This is a genomic window from Pengzhenrongella frigida (assembly GCF_004168625.1).
Lineage (GTDB): Bacteria > Actinomycetota > Actinomycetes > Actinomycetales > Cellulomonadaceae > Pengzhenrongella > Pengzhenrongella frigida.
The window spans coordinates 94097-111544 of sequence record NZ_SDWW01000001.1; the positions used below are offsets into that span (position 1 = coordinate 94097).

The 17448-nt window shown below is 72.4% G+C and carries 15 protein-coding genes and 1 pseudogene; 7 read left to right on the forward strand and 9 right to left on the reverse strand.

Annotated features, from left to right (window positions below):
- Nucleotides 1-13: 13 nt before the first annotated feature.
- Entirely contained in the window at nucleotides 14-685 is a 672-nt protein-coding gene (locus tag EUA98_RS00395; RefSeq protein ID WP_130100686.1) for a response regulator transcription factor, read from the reverse strand.
- Entirely contained in the window at nucleotides 682-1968 is a 1287-nt protein-coding gene (locus EUA98_RS00400) for a sensor histidine kinase (protein ID WP_165372662.1), read from the reverse strand. Before EUA98_RS00400 ends, EUA98_RS00395 begins: the two co-directional genes overlap by 4 nt.
- 323 nt (nucleotides 1969-2291) lie before the next feature.
- Here EUA98_RS00400 and EUA98_RS00405 point away from each other — a divergent pair, with 323 nt between their 5' ends.
- From EUA98_RS00405 to EUA98_RS00420, 4 genes and pseudogenes are all read left to right on the forward strand, one after another.
- Nucleotides 2292-2951: a DedA family protein gene (locus EUA98_RS00405; RefSeq protein WP_242511114.1), complete on the forward strand. Its 660-nt coding sequence runs from the start codon at nucleotides 2292-2294 to the stop codon at nucleotides 2949-2951.
- Nucleotides 2952-2997: 46 nt separating this feature from the next.
- Nucleotides 2998-3837 carry a phosphatase PAP2 family protein gene (locus EUA98_RS00410; protein ID WP_130100689.1) on the forward strand — a complete coding sequence of 280 codons (840 nt, stop codon included), beginning with the start codon at nucleotides 2998-3000 and terminating at the stop codon, nucleotides 3835-3837.
- 281 nt (nucleotides 3838-4118) lie between these two features.
- A pseudogene (locus EUA98_RS00415) lies at nucleotides 4119-5069 on the forward strand (RNA polymerase sigma factor); the annotation flags it as partial.
- A 264-nt stretch (nucleotides 5070-5333) separates the two neighbouring features.
- On the forward strand, nucleotides 5334-6068 hold the full coding sequence (locus tag EUA98_RS00420) for an ABC transporter ATP-binding protein (protein WP_165372663.1): 735 nt from the start codon (nucleotides 5334-5336) through the stop codon (nucleotides 6066-6068).
- Here the strand turns inward: EUA98_RS00420 and EUA98_RS00425 are convergent.
- The 5 genes from EUA98_RS00425 to EUA98_RS00445 form a co-directional block, all read right to left on the reverse strand.
- Entirely contained in the window at nucleotides 6016-7140 is a 1125-nt protein-coding gene (locus EUA98_RS00425) for a CU044_5270 family protein (RefSeq protein ID WP_130100692.1), read from the reverse strand. The two genes, EUA98_RS00420 and EUA98_RS00425, sit on opposite strands and share 53 nt — an antisense overlap.
- Entirely contained in the window at nucleotides 7127-7744 is a 618-nt protein-coding gene (locus EUA98_RS00430) for an RNA polymerase sigma factor (RefSeq protein WP_255424246.1), read from the reverse strand. Before EUA98_RS00430 ends, EUA98_RS00425 begins: the two co-directional genes overlap by 14 nt.
- Nucleotides 7663-8064, reverse strand: coding sequence for a peptidase inhibitor family I36 protein (locus EUA98_RS00435; protein ID WP_130100694.1), 402 nt, complete (start codon nucleotides 8062-8064; stop codon nucleotides 7663-7665). The genes EUA98_RS00430 and EUA98_RS00435 overlap by 82 nt, the downstream gene beginning before the upstream one ends.
- Nucleotides 8065-8119: 55 nt before the next feature.
- On the reverse strand, nucleotides 8120-9562 hold the full coding sequence (locus EUA98_RS00440) for an MATE family efflux transporter (RefSeq protein WP_130100695.1): 1443 nt from the start codon (nucleotides 9560-9562) through the stop codon (nucleotides 8120-8122).
- Nucleotides 9563-9733: 171 nt separating this feature from the next.
- The gene (locus EUA98_RS00445) at nucleotides 9734-10210 is read right to left on the reverse strand and encodes a nitroreductase/quinone reductase family protein (RefSeq protein WP_207218912.1); all 477 of its coding nucleotides are present in this window, start codon (nucleotides 10208-10210) and stop codon (nucleotides 9734-9736) included.
- 155 nt (nucleotides 10211-10365) lie between these two features.
- On the opposite strand from EUA98_RS00445, the gene EUA98_RS00450 reads away from it, so the two are divergent.
- The gene (locus EUA98_RS00450; protein WP_242511116.1) at nucleotides 10366-13473 is read left to right on the forward strand and encodes a DEAD/DEAH box helicase; all 3108 of its coding nucleotides are present in this window, start codon (nucleotides 10366-10368) and stop codon (nucleotides 13471-13473) included.
- Nucleotides 13474-13483: 10 nt separating this feature from the next.
- On the opposite strand, the gene EUA98_RS20420 is transcribed toward EUA98_RS00450, so the two are convergent.
- Entirely contained in the window at nucleotides 13484-14044 is a 561-nt protein-coding gene (locus EUA98_RS20420) for a TetR/AcrR family transcriptional regulator (protein WP_130100696.1), read from the reverse strand.
- Nucleotides 14045-14255: 211 nt separating this feature from the next.
- Between EUA98_RS20420 and EUA98_RS00460 the strand changes: the two genes are divergently transcribed.
- Together EUA98_RS00460 and EUA98_RS20685 are read left to right on the forward strand one after the other, a co-directional pair.
- Entirely contained in the window at nucleotides 14256-15779 is a 1524-nt protein-coding gene (locus EUA98_RS00460; RefSeq protein WP_130100697.1) for an MFS transporter, read from the forward strand.
- A gap of 92 nt (nucleotides 15780-15871) precedes the next feature.
- On the forward strand, nucleotides 15872-16042 hold the full coding sequence (locus EUA98_RS20685) for a DUF8730 family Cys-rich protein (protein ID WP_491562667.1): 171 nt from the start codon (nucleotides 15872-15874) through the stop codon (nucleotides 16040-16042).
- Between the two features lie 6 nt (nucleotides 16043-16048).
- Here the strand turns inward: EUA98_RS20685 and EUA98_RS00465 are convergent, their stop codons facing one another.
- On the reverse strand, nucleotides 16049-17380 hold the full coding sequence (locus tag EUA98_RS00465) for a hypothetical protein (protein ID WP_130100698.1): 1332 nt from the start codon (nucleotides 17378-17380) through the stop codon (nucleotides 16049-16051).
- Nucleotides 17381-17448 lie beyond the last annotated feature (68 nt).

Here is a 17448-nt window from a genome sequence, read left to right on the forward strand (position 1 = left end):
AGGTCGACCGAGGTCACTGCCCGCCGGGTGAGACCAGGCCCGTCTCGTAGGCGAGCACCACCAGCTGCGCGCGGTCGCGGGCACCGGTCTTCATCATCGCGCGGTTGACGTGCGTCTTGGCGGTCGACGGGCTGATGTACAGCCGCTCGCCGATCTCGATGTTCGACAGGCCGCCACCGACGAGCTGGGTGACCTCGCGCTCGCGATCGGTGAGGTCCGCCATCCCGGGGACCTGCTGCCCGGAGGCGGGATCGGGGCGGTTCAGGACGCGTTCGATGAGCGCCCGCGTCGCGATCGGAGACAGCAGCTGGTCCCCGGCGGCGACCGTGCGGATGGCATCCAGGAGTGCGCCGGGGGCGACCCCCTTGCCGAGGAAGCCGCTCGCTCCGGCGCGCAGGGCCGCCACGACGAGCTCGTCGGTCTCGAAGGTCGTCAGGACCAGGACCTTGACGCCGGCCAGCGCGTCGTCGGCGGTGATCCGGCGGGTGGCCTCGATGCCGTCCAGGTCCGGCATGCGGATGTCCATCAGGACGATGTCGGCGCGGCTGGTGCGGGCGCGCGCCACGGCTTCGGCGCCCGTGGCGGCCTCGGCGACGACCTCGATGTCCGGTGCCGAGTCGAGCAGGAGCCGGAAGGTGGCCCGGAGCAGGGCCTGGTCGTCGGCGAGCAGGACGCGGATCGTCATGGTGCGGCTCTCTCGATGCTCGGGACGTCGGGGACCGGCTCGGCCTCGGCGGGGATGGTGGCGCTGACGAGGAAGCCGCCGTCGGCCCGGGGTTGGGCGCGGACGCTCCCGCCGGCGGCGAGCGCGCGTTCCCGCATGCCGATCAGGCCGTGCCCGGTGCCCGGCCCCCGGTGCCCGGTCGGGACCCCGGTGGCGCGGTCGTTGGCCACGCTCAGCTGCAGCTCACCGGCGCCCCAGTCCAGGGTGACCGCAGCCGGGGCACCCGGGGCGTGCTTGGTCGCGTTCGTCAGCGCCTCCTGGATGATGCGGTACGCGGCCAGGTCACCGCGCGGCGGCAGGTCGAGCGCCTCGCCGGTGACCGCGAGCCGGACGTCGCTGCCCGCCGCCCGGAACCCGCTCAGGAGCTCGTCGAGACGTTCGAGGCCCGGCGTCGGCCGCAACCCCCCGGCCGCGTCGGGGTCGCCGTCGGCGGCGTCGCCGTCCTGACGCAGCAGCCCGACCGTCGCCCGCAGCTCGTCCAGGGCCCGCCGGGTGTGCTGCGTGAGACCCCGCAGCGCGTCGGCGGCCGCCTGCGGGTCGGTGCGCACGAGGTAGTCGGCCACGGCCGCCTGGGCGTTGACCAGGGTGAGGCTGTGAGCCAGGACGTCGTGCAGCTCGCGGGCGATCCGCAGCCGCTCACCCTCGACCTCCCGGCGGGTGTGCTCCACCCGCTCGCGCGCCTCGCGCGCGAGGCGCTTGCGGCGGCCGGCGACCATGGTGCCGATCGCGGTGGCGAGCACCACGAGGTTGAGCAGCATGACGATGTCGGTCGCCAGCAGCGTGATCGGACGCGCCACCAGGCTGACGCCCAGCAGCACCACCGCGGCCAGGCCCCCGGCGATCCAGGCCGTGCGACGCGACGTCCGGGTCGCCAACGTGAAGGCCGCGACCATCGTGGCCACCGGCACCGGTTGGTAGGCCGCCAGCGCGATCGGCGTCTCCAGGTCCGGGGCCACGAACGGCACCAGCGCGAGGTGGAGCGACTCGACCACGACCGTGGCCACCAGGACACCCAGCGGCCATCGGGTCCGCACGACCAGCGGCAGCCACGCGAGCACCGAGAAGATGAGCAGGGGTGCCCCGGGGAACTCCTGATGGCCCTGACGCTCCGTCACGGCGACGAGCATCAAGATCAAGGTCCCGACCGTGACCGCCACGTCGCCCCGGCTGGGACGCCCGGCCCGCGCCGACCCGGTGGCTGCGGTCCGCCCTCCGGCGGGCAGCGTTCCCGTGCGTGGATCCATCGTCACCGCTCCCGAGGTGTTTCGGCGTCGTCCGCCGGCCGGCCGACAGCGTACGGGGCGCCCTGACGGACCCGCGCAGCGACAGTAGTACCCGCTGCACATCTGGGTCCCGTCGCCCAACGAGCATCGCCGTGCGGACCTGCCCGCGTCGTCGGCCGCTCGCGGTCATGCCACTACCGCACCTGCGGTAGTGGCACCGCCCCCTCGGGTGGACGACGACGGCGCCCCTCCTGCCCGAGGCTGGGAGCCGTTGCCCTCGGCCGTCCTGGCCAGGCCGTCGCCCCTGGGTGCGTCGTCGACGAAAGGCCCGTGCGGTGGATGGTGTGAACGAGCTCGTGCTCGCGAGCGTGTCGGGGCCCTGGGTCTACCTCGCCGTGTTCGCCTGGGTCCTGATCGACGCGTTCTTCCCGCCGCTGCCGAGCGATGTGGTCGTGGTGGCGCTGACCGCCCTGTCGATCTCGACGGGGGTCCCGCACACCTGGGCCCTGGCGCTCGTGGCGGCCCTCGGCGCGATCGCGGGGGACAACATCTCCTACGAGATCGGCCGCCGGATCGGCGTCGAACGGTGGCGATGGATGGCCGGCCGGCGCGTGCAGCGCGCGATCGAGTCGGCGCGCACGAGCCTTCTCCGTCGCCCCGTCGTGCTGATGCTGACGTCCCGGTACATCCCGATCGGTCGCGTGGCGGTCACCATGTCGGCCGGGGCGACCGGCTTCCCGCGCCGGCGGTTCGTCCCGCTCTCGATCCTCGCCGGCACGACCTGGTCGGCGTACATGGTCGGCGTCGGCGCGCTCGCGGGTACCTGGTCCCAGGACAATCCGCTGCTCAGCGTCGGACTCGCCATCACGATCGCGATCGTGGCCGGGGTGCTCCTTGATCGAACCTTTGCGCATTCGGCCAAACAACGGGACCTGCGGCGCGTAAGTTCACGAGTTGAATCACCGGCTGATTCACCGCCGGAAAGGGCGATGTCCACGAGCTGAGCCCACCGCACCGCACCGCGCACCGCCCCCGCAGAAGGAGAACCGCATGGCTTTGTCACTGTCCGTCGATTCTTCGGGGTCGACGACGGCGGTTGCGACGTCCCGACCCCGATGGTGGCGTGAGCTGTCCTTCGTCGGCGTGATCTACCTGGCGTACTCCCTGATCCGCAACGGGGCACCCGAGCAGGTCGCCCGCGCCCAGGACAACGCCCGGTCGATCGTCCACCTCGAGCACCTCTTCGGCCTGGACGTCGAGCACGGGATCAACGCGTTCGTCGCGTCGCTGCCGGCCCTGGCGATCCCGGCCAACTACTACTACGCGACGCTGCACCTCGCGGTCACGATGTCGGTGCTGGCCTGGCTGTATGCCGTGCGCTCGCCGGAGTACCGCCGCGCCCGGAGCGTCTTGCTGACCATGACCCTGCTCGCTCTCGTCGGGTACTGGCTCTTCCCGCTGGCGCCGCCACGTCTCATGACGGGCGGCGACTTCGTGGACACCGTGCGCTCCTTCAGCACCTGGGGCGTGGCGCCGTCGGCCCCGATCTCCACCGCCTCGAACCAGTACGCCGCGATGCCGTCGATGCATGTCGGCTGGGCCCTGTGGTCCGGGATCACGCTGGCGCAGCTCGCCCGCACGCCGCTGCTGCGGGGGCTCGGTGCGGCCTACCCCGCCACCACCCTCCTGGTGGTCGTCGCGACCGGGAACCACTTCCTTCTCGACGCGGTGGCCGCCCTCGTGCTGTTCGTCGTGGCCATCGTGATCGTCGACGTCGCGGGTCGTGCCCGCTTCGGCCTGTCCCCCGCCGTCCGCCAGCGCGACGGGGCTCTCCCGGCCGCTCCGAGCGACCGGCCGATCGAGGCGTTGGCGAGCAGTCGGCGAGTGTGACGCGGCTCATGTGCCGCACCTGCCCCGGAGCCCGGCCCGGACCTCGCTACAATTGAGGTCGCATTGCGGCCCGGTCTACCAGACCGGGGTCTGCGTCCGACTCTCCAGATCGGCATCTTCAGGTTCACCGAGGCCCCATGGCCTCCCGGTGGCAGGCGTGTGCGGCGAATGACCGATCGACGTCGCTCGGTACCTGGATGAGAGGGCGATCACCTATGTCAACGACACTCACCGCTACGGATGCGGTCTCGACGAGCGACGACGGCTACATCCTCTCGTCGAGCGAGGACGACGCCCCCGCCCCCGTGATCTCGTCAGCCGGGGCGACGGGCGATCCCGTCAAGGACTACCTCAAGGTGATCGGCCGGGTCCGGCTGCTCAACGCCGTGGAAGAGGTGGAGATCGCCCAGCGGATCGAGGCGGGGCTCCTGGCCGAGCACCTGCTCGCGAGCGAGGCGAGCTTCAAGGACGCGACGAGGCGCGAGCTGCAGGTCATCTCGGCCGATGGCAGCAGGGCAAAGAAGCACCTCGTCGAGGCGAACCTTCGCCTGGTGGTCTCCATCGCCAAGAAGTACACCGGGCGGGGAATGCTGTTCCTCGACCTCATCCAGGAGGGGAACGGCGGCCTGATCCGCGCGGTGGAGAAGTTCGACTACACCAAGGGTTTCAAGTTCTCCACCTACGCCACGTGGTGGATCCGGCAGGCCATCACGCGCGGCATGGCCGACCAGGCACGCACCATCCGCATCCCGGTGCACATGGTCGAGATCATCAACAAGCTGGCCCGCGTCCAGCGGCAGCTGTTCCAGTCCCTCGGCCGCGACCCCCTGCCCGAGGAGCTCGCCGCCGAGCTCGACATGACCCCCGAGAAGGTCATCGAGGTCCAGAAGTACGGCCGTGAGCCGATCTCGCTGCAGACCCCGCTCGGGGAGGACGGCGACAGCCAGTTCGGTGACCTCATCGAGGACTCCGAGGCGGTTGTCGCGATCGACGCGGTGAGCTTCGCGCTGCTGCGCGACCAGCTGGGCCAGGTGCTCGACACGCTCTCCGAGCGCGAGGCGGGTGTGGTGACGATGCGGTTCGGACTCACCGACGGCCAGCCCAAGACCCTCGACGAGATCGGCAAGGTCTACGGGGTCACCCGCGAGCGCATCCGCCAGATCGAGTCGAAGACGATGTCGAAGCTGCGCCACCCGAGCCGGTCGCAGGTCCTGCGCGACTACCTCGACTGACGCGACGGAGCGCCCGCGTCTGTGAGTCAGATCACAGGCACGGGCGGTGACTATTGCCCTGCCGGCCGGGATGGGTTGCTGACAGGGCCGGACGTCTCCGCGCCCTGCACCCAGCCGGAGGTACCTCGTCGTGCGGAAATCCAGGTCCCCCAGGGGCATCGCGGTGCTCGCGGTCGTGAGCGTCGCAGCGGCGGGCTGGCTCTTCTGGCCGCTGCGCCCGCCGCGCCGCGTCCCCACGGACGTCCGTCGCGGCGAAGTAGCCATGTGAATCCTCCAGCCGCTGAGCTGGTCGGGGTGCGGGTGGAGTACCCGTCGCCGCAGGGCCAGGTCGTGGCGCTGCGCGACGTGTCGTTCACCTGCCCGGCCGGGACGTCGACGGCGTTGACGGGCCCCACCGGCAGCGGGAAGTCGACGCTGGTGGCGGTGCTGTCGTTGCTGCGCCGGACGACGTCGGGCACGGTGCGGATCGGTGGCCATGACACCGCCGGGCTGTCCGGCCGGGAGATCGCGGGCCTGCGCTCGACCAAGATCGGCGTCGTGCTCGCGTCGTTCCACCTGGAGACGTCCCTGACCGCGGCGCAGAACGTGATGATGCCCTGGTTCTTCCGGGCCCGCCGCGCGCCCCGCCGCGAGGCCCAGCTCCGGGCCGTCGAGCTGCTGGACGCCCTGGAGATCGGGGACCTCGCGGACCGGAGCCCGCACACGATGACCGGCGGCCAGCGGCACCGCGTGGCGATCGCGCGGGCCCTGTTCAGCGATCCGGCGGTGTTCCTGGCGGACGAGCCGGCCGACCACCTCGACGAGGACGCCGCGACCGAGGTGGCGACGTTGCTGCTGTCCCTCCCGAGCCGGTTCGGCACCGCCGTCGTGCTGGTCACGCACGATGAGGCGATCGCGGGGCGTGCCGACCGGCGGGTGGACCTGGTCGGGGGCGAGATCGCGACGCCTACCGGGTCTGCCCCACGGCTCGCACCCACGACGACGTCGTCATCGTGGTGAACTCGGTGACCGTGGGGGTGTCGATGCGCAGCGCCTCGGACCGCAACGTGACGTTCTCGGTGCCCAGCAGCTCCCCGGTCGAGGGGCTGACGATGAGCACCCGGACGGTCGCATCGGGGTCGCCGGTCGCCGGGGGGATCGCCACCGCCACCCCGGGCCGCCCGGCCCGATCGGTGGTCGAACCGAGGTAGCGCACCCCCGGTTCGTCCGCGAGCACGGTCCACATCGCGGCCGTGAGGTCGTCGGGGGCGGCGTGCTGCTCGAGCACGCTGAGCACCGAGCCGACCAGGCACATCGCCCGCCACGAGTCGTCCTGCGCGCACGGCAGGCCGGCAGCCTGCTGCAGCAGCTCGGTCTGGAGGGCGGCGGGGTCGCGGGGCAGGCGGTCAGTCAGGGTCGCGTCGAGCGAGGCGGCGGGGAGCTCGTCGGTGCTGAGCAAGCCCGCCGCCGACTCGATGGCGGTCGTGGACAGATGCCCGTCGACGTCGAGCGGGGCGCCGCGACGCTGGGTCTGGCGCGCGGACCCGTCCGGCGCGATCCACAGCTGGGTGATCGTGGGGAACAACGCCGTCACGCTCACCTCGGCCCCGTCCACCTCGAGGTACCAGCCGGCGGATGCGACGTACTGCACCGATCCGGGGCGGTCCTGCGCCGGCTGCGCCCGCGCCGTCGACGCCAGGTCGGTCAGGGCGGACCGCGCGCTGGGCGCACGTCCGGACGCGACCGCGGCGGGGTCGCCCGCGCTGTACGTCAGCGCAACCGGCGCTCCGGCGGTCGCCTGCGGCACGACGGCAGCCTGGTAGCCGACGACGATCGCGACGGCGGCGGCCGCAGCCGCGCCGAGCTGCCACGCCCGGGGTCGGCGCCGAACCGGCAGCGGGACCGGGACCGCGCCGATCTCCTCGGCTTCCGCCGCCACCAGGATGCGCGCCAGCAGCCGCTCGGTGTCCTGCGGGGTCGCGGCATAGCGGGCGGGAACCGACGGGACCAGGTGGTGCGCGGTCATCAGCTCGCGAAGGGCTGCGACTTCCTGGGCTGCGACGTCGTTGCCGGCGCGATCATCCGATGACATGGTCGCTCCGTCCTTCGGCCGCGAGGAGCCGGCGCAGTCGTCCGCGCGCCTTGGTGAGCCGGCTGGTCACGGCCGTGGCCGAGCACTGCAACGCCTCGGCCACCTCGAGGGTGGTCAGCCCGGCCAGCACAGCCAGCTCCACCGCGTCGCGCTCGGCCCTCGGCAGCAGGTCGAGCACGCGCCGCGCCTCCTCGATGGAGGCGAGGTCGTCGCCGGGATCGGAGAGCTCGATCACCGCGGTCGCCACGACGCGCGACGCGACCCGGAGGTGCCTGTCCCGGTCCCGCAATGCGTGCGCCAGCTTGTGCTTGACGATCCCGTACACCCACCCGCGCCGCCGGGACGGATCCGCGGGCGCGTCGTCCCACCGCCGCCACACCACCACGAACGCCTCCGCGACGACGTCGTCGACGATCTCCGGTCCACCCCGGCGCAGGACGAAGTGTCGAAGCTCCGGGTGCATCGCCCGGAACAGCGCGCTGAAGTCCGCCGTGCGCTGCTCGCTCGCCGTTGCACGGTCGCTCAGCAGGCCGTCGTGGTCAGCACCTTCACCGAGAAGCTCGCCAGCGCCACCTGAGACTTCTGGGTCCCGGGGGCGAAACACGATGACGACCCGCCCCCTCCGGCAGCCGAATACACCCGCACCGCGAAGCCGGTGCGGTTCCACAAGGATCTTGCCCCAGTCACGCCGCCGACGTTGACCAACGACTGGCTGGATGTGCTCCAGAAGGAGCCGGCGTACAGGGCCGAGCTCCACAGGCAGAACGTGCCCGACGCGCACTGGGACGAGCTCATGGGGCCCACGAGGTCGACGCCCACGGCGGTGGCCGAGGGCGAGGGCGCGACGAGGGACAACCCTGGCAGCAGGCTGAGCAGGAGGACCCAGCGGACCGGGTGGCGGCGAGTCTCGGAGGCGGTGTTCATGCACCGCTCATCCCCGCCCCGCACCACGTTGTCAGCCGCGGGGACGTGGTGTTGCTCACACCCGCGGCGGGTCGTTGGGGATCAGCACGACGGCGTCGATGACGACCGACCCGCCGGTCGGTGCATCGAGGATGAGGAGGTCGCCGGCCGCACCGGCCCGCGGGTCCGGCACCGCAGCGAAGCGTCGCTGCGCCCGGAGGTACGCCGGGACGAGCACGGCGACGGCGCCGACCCAGGCGAGCGGGTTGCCCCACACCACCCCGTTGAAGCCGAACGCGGCGCCGAGAACGATGGCCGCACCGACCCGCATGACGAGCTCGATGGTGCCGGTGAGCGTCGGGACGAAGGTGTAGCCGAGGCCCTGCAGAGCCCCGCGGATCACGAAGAGGACGCCGAGCAGGACGTAGCAGGCACCGTTGACGTAGAGCAGGTACGACGCCATCGAGACGACCCGCTCCTCCCCCGGCCCGACGAACAGCTCGATGAGCGCGCTGCCGGCCGCGATCAGCACGGCGCCCAGCAGCATCCCGCCGAGCACGGACATCCACACGCTCTGCACGAGGCCCTGCCGGATCCGGTCGGGCCGCCCCGCACCGTGGTTCTGGGCGACGAAGGTCGAGACCGCAAGTCCGAGCGACTGGAGCAGGGCGACGGCGAGCCCGTCGACGCGGGCGGCGGTCGTGTACGCGGCGACGGCGTCGGCACCGAGGCTGTTGAGCCGCACCTGCACCGCGAGCGCACCGATCGCGATGATCGACATCTGGAACCCCATCGGCAGGCCGAGTCGCAGGTGGCGCGCGAGGTCGCCGCGGGTCACCCGCCAGTCCTCGCGCTGCGGGTGGAGCACCGGGACGCTGCGCCACACGTACACCAGGCACAGGGCGACGGAGGTGGCCTGCGAGACGACCGACGCGAGCGCCGCGCCACCGACCCCGAAGCCGAGCCCGCCGACAAGTGCGATGACGAGCCCGATGTTCAGCACGCAGCTGAGGGTGAGGAACACCAGCGGGGTGCGGGAGTCCCCGATCGCCCGGATGATCGCCGCGAGGTAGTTGAAGGCCATCATCGTGCTCGCGCCGAGGAAGCTGACGACCGCGAACGTCGTCGCCTGCGGGATGAGCGCTTCCGGGGTGCGCAGCAGGCGGAGCGCCGGCGCGGCGAGCAGCGGGGCGAGCACGGTCAGGAGAACGCTCGCCACCGCGGTGAGCAGGGTGCCGGTCGCCACGGAGCGGCGCACCGCTGCACCGTCGCCCGCGCCGAACGCCTGCGCCGTCGGGATCGCGAACCCCGACGTCATGCCCCAGGCGAAGCCGAGGAGCAGGAACAGCAGGCTCCCCGTCGCGCCGACCGCGGCGAGGGCGTCGACCCCGAGCACCCGCCCGACGACGATCGCGTCGACCACCTGGTAGAGCTGCTGGACGACGTTGCCCACGAGGAGCGGCACTGCGAACGAGAGGATGACGCGCCACGGAGGTCCGGCGGTCAGAATCTTGGCCATGGTGGTGCGGGTCCTCGGGAAGCGATGGGTGGCGGGCGGCGTGGGGCTCGTCGAGCGGGACCGGCGCGACTGAATCGTATCGTTACGACTCGCCTCGGCGCGAAGCAATTCCCTGGTCCCTCACGCGCCGGGATCCACCGCGGCCGTCACCCGCCGCCACCGTCCTCGGACTCAGGTGCCGGGGGGCACGGGCACGACCCGAAAGACCGGGAAGTCGGCCGCGATCGCCTCGAACGCCGCGACGGGTTGGTGCCGGTCGACCGGGATGTGCGGCCGGCCGCCGGGGACCTTCTGGACGTAGCGCCTGATCACCGCCGCACGCTCCGCCACCGGCACCTCGACGAGGGTGACTCGCCGCGCCCGCCCGCGTCGCAGGGTTGCGGCGCCCGCCGCGGCGCGCACGTTGGCCACCCAGTGGCACTCACCGAGCATCGACACGAGGTACCACTGGCCACCGACGTCCGCCATGCCCAGGGGGAACCGGGTCATCCGACCGGTGCGTCGCCCCGGGACCTCGAGAGTGACCCAGCGCCTGGGCAGCAGTCCGAGCTGGTGGACCACGGCCCAGAACCGTGCGAACCGGCGGGCCGTCCCGTTGCCGTGCCGTCCGAGATACATCGCGCGCAGCCGGTCGTCCTGACGCCCCATGGCCACCTCCCAGTGTCGGGCCCATCGTGCCGCACGCAGCGCGCCCACCTCGTCCGGGACCCGCTGACGTCGCGCGCGCACCCGCCTGGTCAGGACCTGGGGGCGGCGCGGAAGCCGGGCGAGGCGGTGTCGGCACGGTATGACAGGATCGGCCGATGCCAACCGAGGAGCCGGACGGGTCCGGTGGCGGCGGCTCGGGCAGCGAGCCGTGGCGCGACGTCCTGCGCGGCCTGGTCGCCCACGGGACCGCGCAGCACGGCCTGCGGGCCCGCGGGTTGGGGTTGGGGCTGCAGTTCGAGCTGCGCGAGCTCACGCCGCACACCCGTGAGCGGTGGAACGGCCCCACCTCGCGGACGGCCGGGCCGCGAAGCGCCGCGCGACCGCCTGCCGAGGAGACCGCGGGGAGCAACCGGGCCCCGGTCGGAGGCCGCGGCGAGTACCGGCTCGGCGTGCGCCCCGTCGTGCGCTCCGAGCGGGGCTGGACGCGGAGCAACGTCACCTGGTCGAACATCGCCCAGATGCTCGGCCGGCTCGACCTGGACCCGGAGCAGCACCGCTGGTTCTGCCAGTTCGGCGCCCTGCACCGCGCGGCCGGCCCCGCCCTGCCCGGCGCTGATCTCGCGTGGGTGTACCTCGACGAGTTCGTCAACCCGGTGCTGTGGGACCTGCTCACCCAGGCCCAGGCGATCGGCATCGTCTTCGTCGGCTCGGGCTCCGGCGCCACCGTGCGGGTGGCCGACGGCGCACGCCTGGGCCTCGACGCCGCCCGATCGGAGCGGGGCATCCGGGTCAGCGCCCGGCTCGAGATGGACGGCGCGCCGGTCGAGGTGCGCGACGGCCACGCGATCGGTGCGCACGGGATCTACGTCGTCGACCTCGAGCGGCCCCGTCAGATCGTGCTGGCCCCGACCCTCGAGGCGCTCGGCGCGCCCCAGCTCGCCCTCCTCGGTGTGCGGGGCGGTCGCACCGTCGCGGACGCGCTGAGCGAGGGAGTCCTCGTGCCGGGCGACCGCGCGGAGGAGTTCCTGCACGAGCACCTGCCGGCCCTGCGGGCCGGGTTCGACGTCGGCAGCGTCGACGGCACCGTGTCCCTGCCCGCTGCCGCGCCGCCGACACTCGTGCTGACCGCGCGGTACTCCCCCGGTCACACGCTCGACCTTGCCTGGCACTGGGACGGGCACGCGCGCTCCGGGCCCACGCCCGACCCGCGCGCCGTCGTGCCTGACGGCATGCTGCCGGGTGCCTGGTGGCCGGCGCAGGACGGGACCGACCTCCCCCGACCGGTGACGCTGCACGACATCGAGGCCGCCGAGTTCGCGGCCACCGACCTGCCCCGCCTCGCGGCCCTGCCCGGGGTGCGGGTGGACACCGTCGGCACCCCGCCGAACTATCGCGAGCTGCTCGGCACCCCGGTGCTCACGGTCACCGCCCAGCCGACCGAGACGAACGACTGGTTCGATCTCGGTGTGAGCGTCACGGTCGACGGCCGCACCATCCCGTTCGTCCCCCTCTTTCGCGCCCTCACGAAGGGTCGCCGCAAGCTGCTGCTCGTCGACGGCAGCTACCTGGCCCTCACCCATCCCGCGCTCGGGCCGCTGGCCGCACTCATCGCCGAGGCCTCGGAGGTCGCCGAGTGGCACACGGGACCACGGATCAGCCGGCATCAGACCAGCCTGTGGGCGGACCTCGTCGACCTCGCCGACGAGGCGATCCCGGCCCCGCAGTGGAGCGAGCTGCTCGCGGAGGCGGGCGACCGCGCACCCCGGTCGACGCCGCTCCCCGCCGGGCTGCACGCCGAGCTGCGTCCCTATCAGGCCGAGGGGTTCAGCTGGCTCACGTTCCTGTGGCGGCACCAGCTCGGCGGGATCCTCGCGGACGACATGGGGCTCGGCAAGACGCTGCAGTGCCTCGCGCTCGTCCAGCACGTCGCCGAGCAACGGCCGTCCGGTGAGCCGCGACGCCCCTTCCTCGTGGTCGCCCCCACGTCGGTCGTGCCGAACTGGGTGTCCGAGGCCGCCCGGTTCACCCCCGGTCTGACCGTGCGGCGGCTGTCGGCCACCGACGCCGCGAGCACGACGTCGGTGGCCGAGGCCGCCGCGGGCGCTGACATCGTGGTCACCAGCTACGCCCTGCTGCGGCTCGACTTCGACGCCTACCAGGCGCTCGCCCAGGGCAGCGGGTGGGCGGGGCTCATCCTCGACGAGGCGCAGAACGTCAAGAACGCCTCCGCCCGCACCCACGAGTGCGCGCGTGACCTGGCGGTGAGCTTCACCCTGGCCGTGACCGGCACACCGATGGAGAACTCGCTCACCGAGTTGCACGCCCTGTTCTCGCTCGTGACCCCCGGGCTGCTCTCCTCCGCCCGGAGCTTCGGCGAGCAGTACGTCCGACCGATCGAGGGCGTGCGCGCCGGGATCACGACCGGCCCCGGCGCCGGCAGCGCACCCGCCGACGTCGCCCAGCTGCGCACGGTGCGCCTGGATCGGCTCCGAGCGCGGATCCGGCCGTTCCTGCTGCGCCGCACCAAGGACCTCGTCGCGGCCGATCTGCCGGACAAGCAGGAGCAGACCCTGACCGTCGAGCTGGCCCCGGGGCACCGCCAGCTCTACGACCTGCACCTGCAACGGGAGCGCCAGAAGGTCCTGGGGCTCCTGGACGACCTCGATCGTCAGCGGTTCATCGTCTACCGGTCCCTGACCCTGCTGCGGATGCTCGCCCTCGACGCCTCGCTGATCGACCCGGACCACGCCGACCTGCCGTCCAGCAAGCTCGACGCCCTGCTCGACCAGCTCGCCGACGTCGTCGCGGAGGGACACCGCGCGCTGGTGTTCAGCCAGTTCACGTCGTACCTGAAGCTCGCCGCCGCCCGCCTCACCGCCGCCGGCGTCCCGTTCACCTACCTCGACGGGTCGACCGTGCGACGCGCCGACGTGATCGACGACTTCCGCGCCGGCACCGCACCGGTCTTCCTCATCAGCCTCAAGGCTGGCGGCACCGGGCTGAACCTCACGGAGGCCGACTACGTCTTCCTGCTCGACCCGTGGTGGAACCCCGCCACCGAGGAGCAGGCCATCGCCCGCACGCACCGCATCGGCCAGCACCGCAACGTGATGGTCTACCGCCTGATCGCCGCGGACACCATCGAGGAGAAGGTGGTGGCGCTCAAGGCGCGCAAGGCCGCACTCGTGGACGCCGTCATCGACGACGGCGACCTGTTCAGCTCCGTGCTGACCGCGGACGAGGTGCTCGAGCTGCTGGCGTGAGCACGAGCAGTCAGGGCATCACGTCAGAGGCGATCCGGAGCGCGGTCTCGGTGCGCTCGGAGTCCGTGCCGCCGAGGTCATCGGCGCCCTTGTTCGCGACCAGGATCGTCATGATGGCGACCCGGGCCCGGAGGCGGTCCTCGAGGGTCGCCCCGGGTGGCGTGCAGGCACGCCACAGCTCGTCCTTGTAGCGGTGCACGATCTCCACCGTTCCGGGCAGCGCCCCGAGCGAGAGCTCGTTCTGCTGGACGCACCGCATCAGGTCACCCACCCCGCCCTGGGTCAGCAAGGCGAGCCGGCGCAGCATCTCCAGGCGACGCTCGCGGGTGGACGGCTCGGAGTGCACCCAGCCGACGAGGTCCGTGATCGACTGCCCGACGTCATTGACGAGGCTCTCGAGGATGCTCTCCTTGGTGCGGAAGTGGTAGTAGAGCGCCGCCTTGGTGACGCCCAGGTCCTCGGCGATCTCCCGCAGCGAGGTCTTGTCGTAACCGTCGTTCGTGAACCGGGACAGCGCCACCCGTTGGATCTCGGACCGGGTGTCGCCACGGCGCCGCGTCTCCGCCGCCATGGGGCTTCTCCTCCTCGTGTAGCTGCTGAGCACTCTCGTGAAACTGCCACGCAAACTTACTTGACGACCGGCTAGTTCCAGCCGTACGGTTCCAGAATACAACTTGCCGGCTGGCAAGCAAGTAGGTCCGCCGCCCCCGGGCGAGAACGCGTGCCCCCGGTACGCATCGAGCGTCGCCGCTCCCCCATCCTCCCGTCAGGAAGGTCCTCCGATGGACACCACTCTGCCCCAGACCGGGGCGCGCCCCGCCCCCGCCGCCGACCCGGCGCGTCCCGATCCCCGCCGTTGGTGGGGACTGGCGGTCATCTCCCTCGCCCAGCTCATGGTCGTGCTCGACATGACGATCGTGAACATCGCCCTGCCGTCCGCCCAGGCGGACCTGGGCATCTCCGATGCCGACCGGCAGTGGGTGATCACGGCCTACACGCTCGCGTTCGGCGGGCTGCTCCTGCTCGGCGGCCGCATCGGTGACCTGATCGGTCGCAAGCGCGCGATGATCATCGGCCTCATCGGCTTCGCCGCCGCGTCGGCGATCGGCGGCGTGGCGGCCACCGGCGCGCTGCTGCTCGGGGCGCGGGCCCTGCAGGGCGTCTTTGCCGCCCTCCTCGCACCCGCGGCGTTGTCGCTGGTGAGCGTCACGTTCACCGAACCGCACGAGCGCGCCCGCGCCTTCGGCATCTACGGCGCCATCGCCGGTGGTGGCAGCGCGGTGGGGCTCATCCTCGGCGGCCTGCTGACCGAGTACCTGGACTGGCGCTGGTGCCTGCTCGTGAATGCCCCGATCGCCATCCTCGCCGTGCTCGGCGCCAGCGCGTTCCTGCACGACCAGCGCAAGGAGGCCGAGACCCGTCTTGACGTGCTCGGCGCGGTGCTGGCCAGCGGCGGCCTCCTGGCCATCGTCTACGGCCTGAGCGAGGCGGAGCAGCACGGCTGGACCTCGGGGTTCGTGCTCTCGCTGCTCGCGGGCGGGCTGGTCCTGCTCGCCCTGTTCGTCGTGGCCGAGACCCGGGTGGCCCACCCCCTGCTGCCGCTGCGTGTGCTGCGCGACCGCAACCGCGCCGGCGCGCTGCTCAGCGTCGGCCTCACCACCGTCGGCATGTTCGGCATGTTCCTGTTCCTGACGTACTACCTGCAGGTCACGCTCGGCTACTCGCCCGTGCGCACCGGGCTCGCCTTCCTGCCGCTCACCGCCGGGATGATGACCGGCGCGGTCGGGATCGCGGCCCGGCTGCTGCCCCGGGTGCCGGCCCGGATGATCATGACCCCGGGGCTGCTGGTCGCGGCCACCGCGCTCATCCTGCTCACCCGGATCGAGGTGGACTCGAGCTACGTGACGCACGTCCTGCCGTCGATGGTGCTGCTCGGGATCGGCATGGGTTCGACCTTCATGCCGGCGATGAGCACGGCGACCTTCGGCGTCGAGCCACGAGACGCCGGCGTGGCCTCGGCCACCGTGAACACCGCCCAGCAGGTTGGTGGGTCGATCGGGATCGCGCTGCTCAACACGGTCGCCACCTCGGCCACAGCGCGCTACCTCACCACGCACGGCTCGGATCCGCTGGCCCAGGCGGCCGGCGTCGTGCACGGGTTCTCCGTCGCGATCTGGTGGGCCGTCGCGTTCCTGCTCACGGCTGCCGTCGCAGCAGCCGTCCTGATCACCGCGCGTCCGGCTGCGGTGCGGGCCGCCGACGACGGCGCGGCCACCTCGGCCGAGCCCGTCGCGGTCCTCGTGTGAGGGCGCGGGGTGGGCGTGCGCGCCCACCCCGCCCCCGCTGGATACCCATGGGGGTATAGTTCGGCACCGGTTGACCAACGAGGAGGACAAACGTGTGCCGTGCCGTGAGCTGCAGGACGTGCGGAAAGACGACGTGGGCGGGCTGTGGTCAGCACGTCGACCAGGTCATGCGCGGGGTCGCCCGAGCCGACCGGTGCCAGGGGCACGAGAACGAGGTGTCGACACGGACCGGGTTCTTCTCCCGGCTCTTCGCCCGAAGCTGACCGCGCTCAGGCGTCGGCGGACGCCGCCGTCGCCGTGACGGCGTCGTCGCGCGTCCGGACCGCAAGGCCCGGGATCGCGCGACCGAAGGCCACGAGCCGGTACACCGTGTAGCCGGCGAGGCCGAGGCTGACGACCGCGAACAGCGCGACGACCACCGGGTTCGTCACGGGCCACGCGAACCAGATCGTCGCGAACAGGTAGCCGAGCCCGAGCCAGAAGCAGGACCCGATCAGCCGGAATGTCGGCGTCCAGCCCATGATGTACGCCTTCATGAGCACGTCGGTGAGCCAGCTGCCGCGCACGGGTAGCAGCGACATCGCCTTCGACGTGATCGTCAGGGGCCCGATGGCCTCGGTGGAGCGCGACGTCCCCGAGAGCGCCTCACCGGCGTAGCTCGGGCGCAGCGACCGGGCGAAGTACACGAACGACAGCGCAGCGAGCGGCCAGGCGGTGAGGGCGAACATCCCGACGATCCAGCCGAAGAGCAGCGCGAGCGGCGGGCCGAGCAGGACGACGACCAGGATGAGCTTGAGCGGGTTCGCCTGGAGGTCCACGATGCCGGCGGCGGCCGAGAGCGGCGTGTCCGCCAGCCCGATCGGATGGCGGTCGGAGAGGGCGATGGGCAGCGCGGCGGCCATCGCCAGGATGATGAGCCAGAGCGCGACCCAGATCGTGCCCATGGCGAAGTAGCCGAAGGGCCGCAGGATCAGCCGCGACACCGGCAGGCGCTCCCCGGGCTGCAGCGTGCGGGCTGGCCCGCGCACCGCGCTGATGACCGATCCCCAGCCGACACCCGCCAGGATCGCGCAGACGCCGATGAGGATGCCGTACATCGCGCCGCCGGCGACGGTGTCGTCCACCTCGTAGTTGCGGTACGCCACCCCGGTCGACCAGAGCACCGCGAGGGTGACGAGCGCGGCCGTGAAGACGGCCCCGGCGAGGCCGAACATGAGCAGGGTGGAGTGGTGCCGGACGCGGGCACGGAAGGCCGCCCGGCTGGCGCCACCGATCGGCAGGTTGGACAGCAGGCCGATGCCCCCGACGAGGATCGCGAACACGCCGGCAGCCAGCGGGACCACCGACCCCGCGCTCCACGCCCCCGGACCCGCCAGGACCCAGCCGGCGCGATCGGCCCCGCCGCCGAGTCGACCGGGCATCGGTGAGCCCTGCGCACCGAGCCAGACCAGATACAGCCCGACGACGACGGCGGCGCCGCGCAACGCGAGCCCGAAGGGCGGCATCGGCCCCTCGTTCGGCGCCTTCTCCCGCGACCCGCGCGACGCGGTATCGCCCGGCGGGACGTCCTGGTCCGGCCGTGCGCGGTGATCGGTTGCCATGGTGACTCCTGGTGCGGGAAGGGTTCGCGACGGCTCGCGCGCAGCGAACACGCACCTCAGACCGCTAG

Coding starts and splice junctions, on each gene's coding strand:
- EUA98_RS00395 (WP_130100686.1), bottom strand. CDS start 685: ATGACGATCCGCGTCCTGCTCGCCGACGACCAGGCCCTGCTCCGGGCC.
- EUA98_RS00400 (WP_165372662.1), bottom strand. CDS start 1,968: ATGGATCCACGCACGGGAACGCTGCCCGCCGGAGGGCGGACCGCAGCC.
- EUA98_RS00410 (WP_130100689.1), top strand. CDS start 2,998: ATGGCTTTGTCACTGTCCGTCGATTCTTCGGGGTCGACGACGGCGGTT.
- EUA98_RS00425 (WP_130100692.1), bottom strand. CDS start 7,140: ATGTCATCGGATGATCGCGCCGGCAACGACGTCGCAGCCCAGGAAGTC.
- EUA98_RS00435 (WP_130100694.1), bottom strand. CDS start 8,064: ATGAACACCGCCTCCGAGACTCGCCGCCACCCGGTCCGCTGGGTCCTC.
- EUA98_RS00440 (WP_130100695.1), bottom strand. CDS start 9,562: ATGGCCAAGATTCTGACCGCCGGACCTCCGTGGCGCGTCATCCTCTCG.
- EUA98_RS00445 (WP_207218912.1), bottom strand. CDS start 10,210: ATGGGGCGTCAGGACGACCGGCTGCGCGCGATGTATCTCGGACGGCAC.
- EUA98_RS00450 (WP_242511116.1), top strand. CDS start 10,366: ATGCCAACCGAGGAGCCGGACGGGTCCGGTGGCGGCGGCTCGGGCAGC.
- EUA98_RS20420 (WP_130100696.1), bottom strand. CDS start 14,044: ATGGCGGCGGAGACGCGGCGCCGTGGCGACACCCGGTCCGAGATCCAA.
- EUA98_RS00460 (WP_130100697.1), top strand. CDS start 14,256: ATGGACACCACTCTGCCCCAGACCGGGGCGCGCCCCGCCCCCGCCGCC.
- EUA98_RS00465 (WP_130100698.1), bottom strand. CDS start 17,380: ATGGCAACCGATCACCGCGCACGGCCGGACCAGGACGTCCCGCCGGGC.